Origin of the sequence: Streptomyces sp. AN091965, assembly GCF_022698285.1 — a bacterium.
Classification (GTDB): domain Bacteria; phylum Actinomycetota; class Actinomycetes; order Streptomycetales; family Streptomycetaceae; genus Streptomyces.
In genome coordinates this window covers 9149248-9163216 of the sequence record NZ_JALDMY010000001.1, presented here as the reverse complement: position 1 = coordinate 9163216, position 13969 = coordinate 9149248, and the positions used below count along the sequence as shown (strand labels likewise).

Sequence of the window (13969 nt, the reverse complement as noted above, 5' to 3'; positions counted from 1 at the left end):
TCATCTTCTTTCGCGTACGTGCTGCGTAGTGATCAAGCGCGGGCGGCGGCCAGGGATTCCCTGGCCCGCGCGGCGACGTTCTCGGCGGTGAAGCCGAACTCGGCGAAGAGCGTGGCGGCGTCCGCGGAGGCGCCGAAGTGCTCCAGGGAGACGATGCGTCCGGCGTCGCCGACATAGCGGTACCAGGTCAGGGCGATGCCCGCCTCGACGGCGACGCGCGCCTTGACGGTCGGCGGCAGGACGCTGTCGCGGTACTCCTTCGGCTGCTCCTCGAACCACTCCACCGACGGCATGGACACGACGCGGGTCGCGATGCCCTCGGCCTCCAGGCGCTCCCGGGCACCGACGGCGAGCTGCACCTCGGAGCCGGTGGCGATCAGCAGGACGTCGGGGGTCTCCTTCGACGCCTCGGCGAGCACGTAACCGCCCTTCGCCGCCGCCTCGTTGGCCTCGTACGTCGGCACGCCCTGCCGGGTGAGGGCCAGGCCGTGCGGGGCGGGGTCGACGGAGCCGCGGCGCAGGATCTCGCGCCAGGCGACGGCCGTCTCGTTGGCGTCGGCGGGGCGGACCACGTTCAGGCCGGGGATGGCGCGCAGCGAGGCGAGGTGTTCGACCGGCTGGTGGGTGGGGCCGTCCTCGCCGAGGCCGACGGAGTCGTGGGTCCAGACGTAGGTGACGGGGAGCTGCATCAGCGCGGACATGCGGACCGCGTTGCGCATGTAGTCGGAGAACACCAGGAAGGTGCCGCCGTAGACGCGGGTGTTGCCGTGCAGGGCGATGCCGTTCATCTCGGCGGCCATCGAGAACTCGCGGATGCCGAAGTGCACGGTGCGGCCGTACGGGTCGGCCTCCGGCAGCGGGTTGCCCTCCGGCAGGAAGGAGCTCGACTTGTCGATGGTGGTGTTGTTGGAGCCCGCCAGGTCGGCGGAGCCGCCCCACAGTTCGGGGATGACCGGGCCGAGGGCCTGGAGTACCTTGCCGGACGCGGCGCGCGTGGCGACCTTGGTGCCGGCCTCGAACGCGGGCAGTGCCTGCTCCCAGCCCTCGGGCAGGCGGCCCGCGATGACGCGGTCGAGGAGCGCGGAGCGCTCGGGGTTGTCGGTGCGCCAGACGGCGATCCGCTTGTCCCAGGCGGTGTGCGCCTCGGCGCCGCGGTCCAGGGCCTCGCGGGTGTGGGCGATGACGTCGTCCGCGACGGCGAAGGACTCCTCGGGGTCGAAGCCGAGGAGGCGCTTGGTGGCGGCGATCTCGTCGGCCCCCAGGGCGGAGCCGTGGGACGCCTCGGTGTTCCGCGCGTTCGGCGCGGGCCAGGCGATGACCGTGCGCATCGCGATGAAGGACGGCCGCTCGGTCTCGGCCTTGGCGGCGGCGAGCGCCTCGTACAGGGCGTGGACGTCGATGTCGCCGTCGGCTCGCGGGGTGATGCGCTGCACGTGCCAGCCGTAGGCCTCGTAGCGCTTGAGGACGTCCTCGGAGAACGCGGTCTGGGTGTCGCCCTCGATGGAGATGTGGTTGTCGTCGTAGAGGAAGACGAGGTTGCCGAGCTTCTGGTGGCCCGCGAGGGACGAGGCCTCGGCGGAGACGCCCTCCTCCAGGTCGCCGTCGGAGACGATCGTCCAGATGGTGTGGTCGAAGGGGCTCGTGCCCCGGGGCGCCTCGGGGTCGAACAGGCCGCGCTCGTAGCGGGCGGCCATGGCCATGCCGACGGCGTTGGCGGCGCCCTGGCCGAGCGGCCCCGTCGTCGTCTCGACCCCGGCGGTGTGCCCGTACTCGGGGTGGCCCGGCGTGCGGGAGCCCTGGGTGCGGAACGCCTTCAGGTCGTCGAGGTCCAGCTCGTAGCCCGCGAGGAAGAGCTGGGTGTACAAGGTGAGGCTGGTGTGGCCGGGAGACAGCACGAAGCGGTCACGGCCGGTCCACTCCGGGTCGGCCGGGTCGTGCCGCATGACCTTCTGGAAGAGGGTGTACGCGGCGGGCGCGAGGCTCATGGCCGTGCCGGGGTGTCCGTTGCCGACCTTCTGCACGGCGTCGGCCGCCAGGAGGCGGGCGGTGTCGACGGCACGCTGGTCGAGGTCGGTCCACTCGAAGGGGCCGAGGGTGTCCGGTGTCTGCGTGCTCATCTGTCTGAATTCCTTCGCATCCGTGAGTCGTCTTCCGTGCCCGAAGGCACTGCCCACCGAGGACCAAAGCCCCTGGTCGAGCCATCTACGAAGGTAAAGGTCATACTTTTGGCGAGGTAGGTGCCCCCGTGCCAGCGTTGGGTGAAAATGGGACACGCACAGCGGTCAGGGTCTCCGTGAGGTCCCTTTGAGCCAAGGACAGTGGATGACGGAGCGGGGCAGCGCACGGACGAGCGCACATCTGGGAGCCGCGGAGCACATCCGTACCTACCCCTTCGACCCGAGCGCGAGCGTCTCCGGGGTCGGGATGCAGGTCGGCCCGATGGGCACCGACGGCCCCTGGGCGGGTGGCGTCGGCCTGTCGCGGCGCGTGCACCGCATCGACTTCCACGTGCTGCTCTTCTTTCGCAAGGGCCCGGTCCGCCACACCATCGACTTCGCGGAGTACGCGGTCGGCGCGGGCGACGTCCTGTGGATCAGGCCCGGCCAGGTGCACAGCTTCTCGGCGACCGACCGGTACGCGGGCACCGCGCTCACCATGCAGCCCGGCTTCCTGCCGCGCGCGACCGTGGAGGCGACCGGCCTGTACCGCTACGACCGCCCGCCGCTGCTGCGCCCGGACGGGGCCCAGCGCGCCGCGATCGACGCCTCACTGGAGCAGTTGCAGCGCGAGTACCTGGACACGGCGACGCTGCCGCCGAGCCTGCACACCTCGGTCCTCCGGCACTCCCTCACGGCCCTCATGCTGCGGGTGGCGCACGTCTCCGCGCAGGCCGCCGCGGACGAGTGCAGGCCGCAGCCGGACACCACGTTCACGCGGTTCCGCACGGCGGTCGAGCAGGGCTTCACGACCAACCACAGCGTCAGCGCCTACGCCGACGAGCTCGGCTACTCGCGCCGCACGCTCGTGCGCGCGGTGCGCGCCGCCACCGGCCAGACCCCCAAGGGCTTCATCGACCGCCGCGTGATCCTGGAGGCCCAGCGCCTGCTCGCCCACACCGACCTGCCGGTGGGCCGCATCGGCGCGGCCGTCGGCTTCGCGGACTCGGCGAACTTCTCGAAGTTCTTCCAGCAGCACACCGGGTGGACCCCGGCGGCGTTCCGCTCGGAACAGGCCTGAGGCGCTCCGGACGGGGCCGGACGGGCCCTACTGCGGCCGATCGCAGAGGAAGCAGCCGTCCCGGAGCGGGAGCGCGCTGAGGACGCGGTGGCGCACGCACGAGGCCATCGCGGCCTCGTCCGGGCCGGGGAAGCCGTGCGCGGCGCTGCTGTCGGCGGGCGGGGCGAAGGACTCCACCATGGCCGTGAACCGGTGCAGGTAGTCATGGACGCGGGGCGGGTGGTAGCCCAACTCGCTCCAGCGGTGTCCGCTCGCCGCGAGTGCTGTGGCACGCAGCACGAAGTCCTTCGCGCGGGCGCGCTCCCGTTCCGTCGCACCCCAGTCGAACTCCGCCAGGTCGAACCCGACGGCACCGCGCCCCATGACGTTCTGGTCCTGCAGGGTCAGCAGCGCCGCGAAGCGGAAGTCCCACTCCTCGGAGGCGAGATCGGACACGGCGAGCGTCAGCACGTCGATGAACACCGCGGTGGCGCCGTTGGACAGGTCCAGGTCGTGGCTGCCGCCGGAGAAGATGTTGCTCACCGGCCTATGATGCGATCCCCGCCCTCCACCTGCTTGGAGACAACGCATGACGGATGCGAGCACCGGCCAGGTGGTCGTGAACAGGGTGATGTCCCTGGACGGCTTCATCGCCGGTCCCGGCCACACGATGGACTGGGTCTTCGAGCACATGACGTCGGCGACGTTCCCGGAGGTCATGGCCGCGACGGGCGCCATGCTCATCGGCCGGGGCACGTACGAGGTCGGCAAGCGCATGTCCGAGGAGAACACCGCCTACGACGGCGGGGCGCGGTTCGTCCTCACCCACCGCCCGCCCGACGAGCCGGACCCCCACGTCACCTTCCTCACCTGCGGCATCGAGGAGGCCGTGACCACGGCACGCCGTGCCGCCGGCGACAAGAACCTGGAGATCCTCGGCGCCGACGTGGCCGCCCAGTGCCTGCGGCGCGGCCTCGTCGACGAGATCCTGGTGTACGTGCTCCCGGTACTGCTCGGCGACGGCATCCGCTTCGCACCACCGGGCCTCGACCGGATCGACCTGGAGCCGCTCGGCAACCTCCACTCGGGCGGGGTCACCATGCTGCGCTTCCAGGTGCGCAAGTAGCGGTCGCGACCAGGCCTGTCCGGGCGGCTCCCGAGGCGAACAGCGAGTTCGTCTCAGCGGCGCACCCGGGGCATGCCCAGCCCGATCCACGAGATGATCTCGCGCTGGATCTCGTTGTTGCCGCCGCCGAAGGTGAAGATGACCGCGGAGCGGTAGCCGCGCTCCAGTTCGCCCTGGAGGACCGCGCCCGCGGAGCCCTCCTTCAGGGCGCCCGCGGCGCCCACGACCTCCATCAGCCAGGCGTAGGCGTCACGGCGCGCCTCCGAGCCGTAGACCTTGACGGCGGAGGCGTCCTGCGGGGTGAGCGTGCCGTCCTGGACGGCGTGCACCATCTGCCAGTTGAGGAGCTTCATCGCGTCCAGCTTGAGATGGGCCCGCGCCAGGCGGCGGCGCACCCAGGGCAGGTCGATGACGCGGCGGCCGTCGGCGAGCTTGGTGCCCGCGGCCCAGTGGCGCACGTCGTGCAGGGCCCGGATCGCCATGGTGCCGTGCGCGGCGAGGGTGACGCGCTCGTGGTTGAGCTGGTTGGTGATGAGCCGCCAGCCCTTGTTCTCCTCGCCGACGCGGCGGCTCGCGGGCACCCGGACGTCCTCGTAGTAGCCGGCCGTGGTGTCGTGCCCGGCGAGGGTGCTGATGACGGTGCAGGAGTAGCCGGGGTCGGTCGTCGGCACGAGGAGCATGGAGATGCCGTGGTGCGGCGGCGCGTCGGGGTCGGTGCGCACGGCGAGCCACACCCAGTCGGCGGTGTCGCCGTTGGTCGTCCAGATCTTCTGCCCGTTGACCGTGTAGTGGCCGGTGGTCTCGTCACCCTCGCGCACCGCCCGCGTCCTGAGGGAGGCGAGGTCGGTGCCCGCGTCGGGCTCGCTGTAGCCGATGGCGAAGTCGATCTCGCCGGAGAGGATCCTCGGCAGGAAGTACGCCTTCTGCTCGTCGGTGCCGTACCGCATGAGGGTCGGGCCCACGGTGTTGAGTGCCATGAGCGGCAGCGGGACACCGGCCTGGGCGGCCTCGTCGAAGAAGATGAACTGCTCCATGGGCGTGAGCCCGCGCCCGCCGTACTCCTCGGGCCAGCCCACGCCGAGCCAGCGGTCGGCGCCGAGGCGGCGGATCGTCTCGCGGTAGAACCGCTTCTGCGCGGCGCGGTCGCCGAACCGGGCGGTCGCGTGGTCGGGCACGAGCTCGGCGAAATACGTACGCAGTTCGGCGCGCAGCCGCTGCTGCTCGGGCGTGTATGCGAGGTGCACGGCCCCTCCTGGCGGTCCGTTGCCGAGGCGGCCTTGAGGCCGCCCCCGGCGCCACCGCACGGCGGCGGCCCGGCTTGACGGCGGTCACAGTAGAACGTGTTCCAGTAAGGGGGAAGAGCGATGACGCGAACCGTCCACCGCCCCGGCGGCACGCGGCTGCGGAAGGGCGGTTCACCCGCCGCCGCACACCGGCAGGTCCTGCACGGCGCGTGCCGCCTCCAGTTCCGTCAGGCGGGCGTCCAGTTGCCTCGGGGCGACGAGGAAGCGCAGGACCGCCTGGTGGAAGGCGTCACGGGTGGTGCGGGGCATGAGGTCGGAGGCGTCCCAGCAGCGGGGCTCTCGCGGTGTGCGCAGGTGCTCTCCGATCTCCCGCGCCGTGCTGTCCTGTCCACCGTCCGGTGCGGCCCCCTTGTTGGCGGTGTACTCCGGCAGCGCCGTGTCGGGGTCGGCCAGGTAGCGGATGAACTGTTCGGCCTCCGGCGAGCGGCCCAGCAGGGTCGCGAGGTCGCCGGACACCTCCCAGGCCCCCGCGTCCGGGCGCGCGCCGGGGACGATCTGGGCGGAGTGGACGTAGTCGCCGCCCGCCCGCCGCCAGTGGGCGGCGCGGAAGGAGCCCTGGTGCTCCAGGCGGCCGGGCCCGCAGTCCGCGCCGAAGCCGGTGGTCAGGGCCTGCTCGACACGGCGGTTCCGGCCGGCGCCGACCAGTTCGCCGAAGGTGGTCCAGGCCTTGCGTACGGCTCCGTCGGTCCAGGGGAGTTCGCCGTTCGCCCAGTCCTCGTACACCCGGGGCCCGGCCTGCTGGAGCAGGATGTCCTCCACCCAGTCGGTGCCCGGCCAGCCGGAGGTCGCGCCGGACTCCATGCCCAGGCACCACCGTGCGGGGGTGCCCGCCGAGCGGGCGTCGGGCCGGTCGCCCGCGTACCACACCATGCTCTTGAGGCCGGTCTTGACGGGGAGCCAGTAGGTGTGGCTGCCCCGGCCGGGGATCGTCACCTCGGGCGCCCAGATGCGGTCGTACTGCCGGGGGTCGAACAGGCCGTCCAAGGACTGGAGCCTGCCGTCGGCCGCGTAGGACAGCAGCTCGCCCGGCCCCGGCAGGATCGCCACGTCAGGGGGGTTCCCGGCCGCCATGTCAGCGGCAAGGACCTGGCTCAGCGCGGAACTGCCCTGGTAGACGACGTCGATCCGGTACGTGTCCTCGAACGGCTCGATGACCTTCTCCTCGAAGTGCTCGCGCTCCGCGCCGCTCCAGTTGGCGAGCAGGGTGACCGAGCCCGTCGCCTCCCGTGCCCAGCGCACCCCGGCGACCACGCCCGCGCCGAGCAGGACCAGACAGACGGCGAAGACGGCGAGGGTGCGGCGCCGCGGACGGCGCGGCGCGGCGCTCGCCCCGGTCCTCTTCCCTGCGCTCGTCCCGGTCCTCTTCCCGGCCCTCATCGCGGTGCCCTGAACCGGTACTCGGCGATCCGCGGCCACAGCCCCCACGCCGTCAACGCCATCACCACGGCCCCTCCCACCAGCACCCAGTCGGACAGCGACGCCCAGAGCCCGGCGTGCGTCATCGCGTCCTGCACCTGCTCCGCGACCCTCGGGATGTCGTCCGGGTCGTCCTTCGGCACGCGGATCCCCGCGACGGAGTCGGTCATCGCGCCATGCGCCTCGACGGTGACCCACGCAAGGAGCGGTACGCCGGCCGCGCACACGACGGTCGCGGCGAGCAGCCGCACCTGAACCGGCCGCCGGAAGCGACGCCGTACGTACCACTGGGCCTCGAACAGCGCGGCGCACAGCGCCACGTACAGCACGGCGACCGCGCTCCAGCCGAGCCACAGCTGCCACGGGAAGGCCGCCTGCTGTCCGGCCTCGTCGAGCTGTCGGTCGCGCAGGGCGTCGAGGCGGCTCGTGATGTTTCCGTCGGAGCCGGGCTCGGCCCGGAGGCCGAGCACCTGTTCGGCGTAGAACAGGTAGGGAGCGCGCAGCGGGGAGCCTTCCGGCTCCTGGCCCCGGCGCTCCACCCAGCCGGAGTAGACGGCGATCAGACCGGTGACGGTCTGCAGGTCCTGGCGGCCCTCCAGGCCGGTGACGTTCTCCGAGGCGGCGAGCGCGAGGCTCTGGTGGGCGACCGAGATCTGAGTCTGGAACTCGCCGCTCTTGTCGCCCTCCGCCCCGCTGTCACGGACCACCTCGTGGGCCTTGCGCATCGCGCTCTGCGCGGTGTCGACGGCCAGTATCCCCGGGGTGCTCGACGAGGACAGCGGCACGGTGTCGTCGTGCACGCCCCGGTAGGCGAGGAACAGCACGACGGTGGTGGCGGCCCCGAGGGCGAGGAGCAGCCTGAGTCTTCGGGTCAGGTCCCGGCCGGTGGTGCTCACGGCAGGGCCTCGAAGGAGTGGCCGCAGGAGGGGCAGAACCGGGCCGCCGCCGGTGCCTTGTGGGAGCAGACCGGGCAGGGCACGGTGGCCCTGCCCGACCCCGCAGCGGCCGCGCTGCCGCCGCCGGGGCCCGTGCCCCCGCCGGCGCCGGTGCCGGACGCGGGGCCGTAGCTGCTGTGGCTGCTGGCGGCGATCAGGTGCTCGAAGTCGACGGCCGTGACATCGGGGCGCAGGGTGACCCGCCCGGCGCTCGCGTCGTCGATCCGCACCAGCCGGGCGAGGCGGTCCAGCTGCTCGTCGGCGCCCATCGCCCGGGCCAGCTGCGCCGCCCGGCCCAACTGGTGCTCGGCGAGGTCGCGTTCGCCGCGGCGGTGGGCGTCGGTCGCGGCGGCGACGGCCTCGCCGAGCCGCTGGTGCTGCTCGAAGTGCTCGACCTGGGCGTCGGTGTGCCGGGACAGGGCCGGGTTGTCGGTCCAGTGCACCAGGCAGGGCTGCGGCTCCGGCAGCCGTGGCTCCTCGGCTCCGGGCACGTCGACGGCGACGACGGCGAGCTGGAGGTCCTCGCGGCGCGGGCGGCCGGCCGGGTCGGCGAACAGGCACAGCTGGTAGCGGCGGGTCTCGTCGCCCCAGGCGCGGGTGACGAACCGTTCGGTCCCGTCCTCGGGGGTCAGCTCCGCCTCGGCCGGGAAGACCTGCTTGAGGTAGCGCACCTCGGCCCCGGGCATCGGCGTCACCGAGATCGCCAGCTCGGGGACCGTCTTGGTGAGGAGACGGCTCACCAGCTTCTCGTACTCCGCAGGCAGGGCCTCCTCCTCGCGCACCGAGGAGGCGGAGCCGTGCAGCCGACGGGTGATGGCGAGCAGCTCCCGGGCGTCCCAGCCGTCGCCGATCCCCCACGCGTCACAGACGAACCGGCCCGCGCACTCCTCCAGAACGCCTGCCAGCGGCATCTGCTCGTCGTGCTCGTTCTTCCCGTCGGTGAGCAGCAGGACGTGCCCGACGGGGGCGCCCTGCTCGGTCAGCAGCCGACGGGCGAGGTCCAGCCAGGCGCCGATGCAGGTGCCGCCGCCCGCGACGAGGCCGTGCACCACGCGCTCCGCCCGCTCCCGGGTCTCGTACGAGGCGCGGGCCATGGTCGCGGTGCCGGGGTAGGCCATGGTCCCCTGCTCGTTGCCCCGCACCACCGCGAACGGCGTGCCGTCGGGCAGTTCACGGATCGCGGCGACGGCCGCCTCCTGGGCGGCGTGCAGCTTCTCCGGCGGCCAGGTCATCGAGCCGGAGCAGTCCAGGGCGAGGACCTGCGCGAGCACCGGGCCGCCGCCTTCGGCGCCGTCCACACGCACGCTGAGGACGGCGTGCATCTGCGGGTCGCTGGCCTCGCCGGAGAGGTACTTCCACTGGCTGACCTCAAGGCCGACGGTGACCTGCCCGGCCGTCCCGCCCGCCCTCGGCGCTCCTGTCTCCACCATGTCCGTGCGCCTCCTCGACCTCGTCGTCGGTCGCCTTCGCCGCCGCTCGCTCACGCCGTACGCCGTCTGCCCCGCAGCAGCTCGCGGACGGTGGCAGGTTCGGGGAGCACCGCGTAGGCCCGGTCAAGCAGGTCGCCGCGCTCGCCGACGCTGCCCGCCTGGTCCGCGAGCCGCTTCAGCGACCGGGAGAGGAGCCCGGCAAGGGCCGACTCGGTGTCCGCCGGGCCGAACAGCTCGCCGGTGGGGAAGCCGCTCCCCCAGCCGTCGGGCGGGCGGCAGCCGAGCGCGTACTCCCTCGCCTCGGTGACCAGGCGGTCCCAGGAGCCGCTGCCGTCCAGGTGCAGCCCCACGAGCCGTTCGGCCGCCTCGCGCAACTCGGCGGCGCCGGGCACGGATCCCCCGGGCAGCCGACCGGCGAGCACCCGGACCGCGGCCACGCGCGCGGCGTCGTAGTGCCGTGAGGTGGTCGGCACCTCGTCCAGGACGGCGACGGCCCGGTGCCGGTCGCCGCGGCGCAGCCGGACGCGGGCCAGCCCGAAGGCAGCGCTGCCTTGGGCGGGGTCCCGGCGCCGTACGGCCTCGTAGTACTCCTCGGCCTGTCGTGCGCGGGCCTCGGCGCGCCGGGCCCGTTGCTTCACGTCGCGCCGGGTCCCGTCCCGGGCCGCCCCGGCTTCGGGTGCCGTGAGCTCCTGCTCGGCCAGGTACTCGGCGCAGTACCCGAGCGCCAGCTTCGGCGCGATCTCGCCCGGCAGGGCGGTGTAGACGGCAACGAACTCACCCTCTGCCGCCTCTACTTGACCTCGCGTCAGATGAATGAGGCCCTGGTGCCAGAAGATCCGCCAGTCGTAGTCGCCGACGCGCTCCTCGGCGATGCGCAGCCACGCCGCGGCCCGGCCGGCGTCGCCCGCCTCCAGATAGGCGCGGCACAGCCACAGCGCGGTCTCCGCGGTGCGCAGCGCCGGGTCGCTCTCCGCCCGCTCGGCGATGCGGTCGGGGGTGTCGGCGGCGAGTCCCCCGAGCAGTACGGCGGCGGCGTCACCGGCGTCGGGCAGGGGCACGGGCAGGGCGCGGGCGGTCTCCCGGGGGTCGGGGGCACCGACGGGCAGCCCTGGGGCGGTGCCGGGGCGGTCGGTGAAGTGGGCGAGGGCGGGGACCGTGCCGAGGGCGGCGCCGAAGAGCGCGGCGGTCGGCTCGAACCGGGTGGACCGCTCCGGGTACGGCTCGTGGCCGCTCAGGGCCTGGTGCTCGCGCAGCACCTCCCACAGCTGGCGGGACATCTCGGCGGCCGAGCGGAAGCGGGCGGCGGGTTCGGGGCGGGTGGCGCGCCGGATCAGCGCGTCGAAGGAGCGGGCGGCAAGGCCTGCGGGCGGCCCTGCCCGCTCGGCGAGGACCTTCAGGGTGCGGCCGACGGCGTACAGGTCGCTGTCGACGTGGAGGCCGCGTTCGTCGCGTTCCTTCTTCGGCGGGGCGTAGCCGAGGGTGTACACCAGACCGGAGGAGCGGTCGTCGATCCGGCGGATGGCGCCGAGGTCGATGACCTTGATCTCGCGGCCGTAGTGGATGACGTTCTCGGGCTTCATGTCGCAGTAGAGCAGGCCCTGGTCGTGCAAGTACTCCAAGGCGCCGAGGATCTTGCAGCCGTACGCGATGACGTGCCCGAACTCGAAGCCCCCGGGCCCGAAGAGCCGGGCCAGGGCCTCGTCCGGGGCGAACCGGATCCAGGCGAGGGAGCGGCCTCCGACGTACTCCATCACGATGTAGCCGGTCGGATCGGTGTCGCCGGGCGCCTGGTGCTGCACGTACGTCACGATCCGGACGATGTCCCGGTGGTGCAGCGTGGTGAGCGAGCGGCGTTCCTCGACGGCGGCCCGCCGGGCCACGGCGTCCCCGGTGTTGATCAGGCCTTTGAGGACGACGTGCAGGCCGGGGACACGAGTGTCCTCGGCGAGGTAGACCCAGCCGTGGCCGCCGACGGCGAGATAGCCGAGCACCTCGTAGTGCCCGGCGATCTGGTCGCCGGGGCGCAGTTTCGGGCGGAAGGAGTACTCCGTGCCGCACTCCGGGCAGAAGCCGTGGTCCGGTGGCAGGTCGTCGTCGTAGGAGACCCCGATCGTGCCCGGGCAGTTGTCGGATCCGCAGCGTCGGCCCCCGGTGGGCGGCCGGGCCGTGATGTCGGCGGCCTCCGAGGGCTCCGGGGAGGGGAGATGGGGCAGCACCAGCAGTCCGTCGCGGTCCAGTTCACCGGTGGCCGGTCCGGCGGGGCGCCCCGCGCGCTCGCCGGTGCCGGTCGGTGCCCCGGTCTCTCGCGCGTCCGGGCCCGGTCCGTCCGGCGCCGACGCGTGCGGCGCCGGAGGGTCGGGGGTGACGGCCCGCCGGAGGCAGGTGTCGCAGAACCCGGTCACCATGATCCAGCCGCCCTGGCAGTCGGCTCTGGCGCAGGCGGTGCCGCTCACGCCGGGCCTCTCTTCCGGCCGGGGCGGCTGTGGTGGGTGTGGTGGGTGTCGACGTGGTGGGTGTAGGCGTCGACTGCCGCCTCGGCCGCGTGGACGTCGCAGGGGCGGGCCTGGAGCAGGTCGTGTGCCCGGAGATAGAGAGCGTCCACCGCCGGGTCCTCCTCACCTCGGGTGGAGTGCTGCCGCAGGACGTGGTAGCTGCGCAGGCGGCCGCCGAGTTCGTCGCGGCGGTCGCTCAGGAGGTCGAGCCGGGCGATGTGGCGGGTGAGGCGGGCGGCGACGCGTTCCGCGAGGCGCTCGTAGCGGGCCAGGTCCGGGCCGTGGTCGCGGCCTGCCGTCCGGAGCACATCCGCGAGGGCGGCATGGGCGGCGACCAGGTCCGAGTCGACGGGCGGAACGCCGTGCGGCACCACGGCCGCACGGCGTTCACTGAGGGTCCCGGCGAGCGGCCCGGTGATCTCTCTCAGCCGCGCCACGAGCCGTTCCCCGCGCTCGCGCGCGGGTCGCACGAGGAGTTCGCGGCGGGCGCGGTGACAGCAGCTGCCCGCCGTGCGGAAGACGAGGAGCAGCCTGCTGCCCCCGGCGCGCAGCACGTCGAGGAGGTCGAGGAGTGCGGGCGGGTCGAGCGCCTCGTCGACGCCGACGACGACCAGGTTGAGGGTGACCCTCGCGGCGCGGATCCGGTCGAGGGCCGAGTCCCCGTGCCGCGGCCACAGGCCCATGCGTGCGGCGATCCGCTCGGCGATCTCCGCGGAGGTGAGCCCGCCGGCGTGCACGGCGAGGTCGTGGCCGCCCGCCGACGGGACGGTGTCCGGCGGGTCCAGCGAGGCCCGGCCGACGGAGGCCGCGGTGCGCAACTCCCGGTCGGCGAGGGTGATGGCGCGGCGCAGCGTGGCGCCGCGGGCGGCGTCGTCGTGCCGGACGACGCTGATCTTCACCTGTCGGCCGTCGTCCCGGAGCCAGGCGGCGAGGCGCTGGGCGAACGGCTCGTCGAGCAGGGCCTCCGCGGCGTCGTCCTCGGTGGAGCGCAGTCGGTCGTCGACGGCGGTGGGCCCCTCCAGGAACGGCTCGACCTGGGGCAGGTGCCGGACGATGGTCTCGGCGGGGCTCATGAACGAGAACCGGTTGCCGTGTGTGTCCTTCTGCCCGGTGAGCACCATGCCGATGACCTCGCCGGTGGCACTGTCGGCGACGCCCGCGCCGCTGCAGCCGGGGCTGGCCAGTTCGCCGGGGCTGGTGGGGCTGAGCTGCACCTGCCCGTCGCGTCCGCAGCTGCCGACGACGGTGGCGCGGAACCAGATGCCGCCGTTGTGGTCGTAGGGGAAGCCGTACATCCGCACCTCGCGGCCCGGCGCGGACAGCCGGTGCAGCCGGACCTCCTCCCCCACGGGCCGGGGCCGCTCCAGCCGCAACAGCGCGACGTCCCCGCAGGGGTCGCCGTCCGCGTCCCGTGTCTCCGGTACGTACGCGTCCCCGTCCACCCGGGCGGCGACCGCGGGCACGCGATGGTCGACGGCGCCCACGAACTCCGCGGTGACCCGGGCCGCCGCCCGGTCCACCACATGGGCGCAGGTGAGGACCTGGTCGGGGCTCAGCAGAATGCCGGCCCCCGCGATCTCCCCGTCAGCGCCGCGGATCCGCACGGCCCAGCTCGGCGTCTCCATCGACGAGGCGGCTCGGACTCCCCCGCCAGCAGCCATACTCCGCAACTATACGGGCGCCCGCCCCCGTCGCATACTGACGCAATACGAGATCAACGGCCTTTCTGAGGAGGCGAGTTGTCGAACGAACCGGGGTTCGTGGGACTGGCCGAGGTGATCCGTCAGATCAGGGGCGAGCTGGCGGCGGCCCGCCTGGAGAGCCAGGGCCAGGACCTGAGCTTCGCCGTGGAGAACGTGAGCCTCACCTTCACCGTCCAGGTCCACCGCGCCGGAACGGGACGTGGTGGGATCCGGATCGGCGTGGTGACGGCCGAACTCAGCGGCAGCGTCGACCGGCAGGCCACCCATCAGATCCAGGTCGACCTGACACCGGAGCTGGCGAGCGGGGGGCGGGTGAGTGTGAGCCGGGACTAGGTCTGCCGGTTCAC

At 73.3% G+C, this 13969-nt stretch carries 11 protein-coding genes; 3 read left to right on the top strand and 8 right to left on the bottom strand.

Annotated elements, in window-relative coordinates; all coding sequences use genetic code 11:
* Positions 1-32: 32 nt before the first annotated feature.
* Entirely contained in the window at positions 33-2117 is a 2085-nt protein-coding gene (gene tkt, locus MQV74_RS37760; RefSeq protein ID WP_242727990.1) for a transketolase, read from the bottom strand.
* Positions 2118-2322: 205 nt separating this feature from the next.
* On the opposite strand from tkt, the gene MQV74_RS37755 reads away from it, so the two are divergent.
* Positions 2323-3237, top strand: a complete 915-nt coding sequence (locus MQV74_RS37755) for a helix-turn-helix transcriptional regulator (protein WP_242727989.1) — start codon at positions 2323-2325, stop codon at positions 3235-3237.
* 27 nt (positions 3238-3264) lie between these two features.
* On the opposite strand, the gene MQV74_RS37750 is transcribed toward MQV74_RS37755, so the two are convergent.
* The gene (locus MQV74_RS37750; protein ID WP_242727988.1) at positions 3265-3759 is read right to left on the bottom strand and encodes a hypothetical protein; all 495 of its coding nucleotides are present in this window, start codon (positions 3757-3759) and stop codon (positions 3265-3267) included.
* 46 nt (positions 3760-3805) lie between these two features.
* Between MQV74_RS37750 and MQV74_RS37745 the strand changes: the two genes are divergently transcribed.
* Positions 3806-4342 (top strand): dihydrofolate reductase family protein, encoded by a 537-nt coding sequence (locus MQV74_RS37745; RefSeq protein WP_242727987.1) that lies wholly within the window; start codon positions 3806-3808, stop codon positions 4340-4342.
* A 53-nt stretch (positions 4343-4395) separates the two neighbouring features.
* Here MQV74_RS37745 and MQV74_RS37740 read toward each other — a convergent pair whose 3' ends face one another.
* The 6 genes from MQV74_RS37740 to MQV74_RS37715 all read right to left on the bottom strand — a co-directional run bounded on the left by MQV74_RS37740 (position 4396) and on the right by MQV74_RS37715 (position 13580).
* Positions 4396-5586 (bottom strand): acyl-CoA dehydrogenase family protein, encoded by a 1191-nt coding sequence (locus tag MQV74_RS37740; RefSeq protein ID WP_242727986.1) that lies wholly within the window; start codon positions 5584-5586, stop codon positions 4396-4398.
* 171 nt (positions 5587-5757) lie between these two features.
* Entirely contained in the window at positions 5758-7023 is a 1266-nt protein-coding gene (locus MQV74_RS37735) for an extracellular solute-binding protein (protein WP_242727985.1), read from the bottom strand.
* Positions 7020-7958 carry a hypothetical protein gene (locus tag MQV74_RS37730; protein WP_242727984.1) on the bottom strand — a complete coding sequence of 313 codons (939 nt, stop codon included), beginning with the start codon at positions 7956-7958 and terminating at the stop codon, positions 7020-7022. The genes MQV74_RS37735 and MQV74_RS37730 overlap by 4 nt, the downstream gene beginning before the upstream one ends.
* Positions 7955-9427, bottom strand: a complete 1473-nt coding sequence (locus tag MQV74_RS37725; RefSeq protein ID WP_242727983.1) for a VWA domain-containing protein — start codon at positions 9425-9427, stop codon at positions 7955-7957. The genes MQV74_RS37730 and MQV74_RS37725 overlap by 4 nt, the downstream gene beginning before the upstream one ends.
* Positions 9428-9477: 50 nt before the next feature.
* On the bottom strand, positions 9478-11880 hold the full coding sequence (locus tag MQV74_RS37720; RefSeq protein WP_242727982.1) for a serine/threonine-protein kinase: 2403 nt from the start codon (positions 11878-11880) through the stop codon (positions 9478-9480).
* Positions 11877-13580, bottom strand: coding sequence for a trypsin-like serine peptidase (locus MQV74_RS37715; RefSeq protein WP_242727981.1), 1704 nt, complete (start codon positions 13578-13580; stop codon positions 11877-11879). Before MQV74_RS37715 ends, MQV74_RS37720 begins: the two co-directional genes overlap by 4 nt.
* Before the next feature lie 78 nt (positions 13581-13658).
* Here MQV74_RS37715 and MQV74_RS37710 point away from each other — a divergent pair, with 78 nt between their 5' ends.
* Positions 13659-13955 (top strand): trypco2 family protein, encoded by a 297-nt coding sequence (locus MQV74_RS37710; RefSeq protein ID WP_242727980.1) that lies wholly within the window; start codon positions 13659-13661, stop codon positions 13953-13955.
* Positions 13956-13969 lie beyond the last annotated feature (14 nt).